This window comes from Pseudomonas sp. KB_15, assembly GCF_052114525.1.
In the GTDB taxonomy this organism is placed as follows: Bacteria; Pseudomonadota; Gammaproteobacteria; order Pseudomonadales; family Pseudomonadaceae; genus Aquipseudomonas.
In genome coordinates this window covers 1-434 of the sequence record NZ_JBFREX010000235.1, presented here as the reverse complement: position 1 = coordinate 434, position 434 = coordinate 1, and the positions used below count along the sequence as shown (strand labels likewise).

Below are 434 nucleotides of genomic sequence, written 5' to 3'. Positions count from 1 at the left end.
GGGCTGCTCAACCTCGACGCCGGCCAGGCCGTGCAGGCCGAGATCGACGACCACAACCTGCTGGTGTCGCTCCAGGCCAACCTGGGCGGCGACGCCGCCGCCTCGCGCGAACTCGTGATCGAGCGCGTGGCGCCGAAGGCCGAGGGCGGCGACTACACCTACAAGGCGCGCGTCCAGTCCGTGGACAACGACGTGCACTACGAGATGGCTTCCGGCGGGATCGAGGCCGGCGGCTTCTTCAAGTCGATGGACAGCGCCAACGTGCCGGACGACATCGTCCAGAAGATGATCTCGATCTTCTCGGGCGTGATCGACTTCCACCACGACATCGCCAAGGGCGACCGCTTCCGCATCGTCTACGAGGCCGGTTTCCGCGACGGCGCCTTCGTGCGCAACGGCCGCGTGGTGGCCGTGGAGCTGATCAATCGCAACAC

At 67.1% G+C, this 434-nt stretch carries 1 protein-coding gene; it reads left to right on the top strand.

Annotated features, from left to right (window positions below; translation table 11 throughout):
• The coding region (locus AB4Z35_RS30650; RefSeq protein ID WP_442101250.1) for a hypothetical protein at positions 1-434 on the top strand (434 nt) is incomplete at both ends.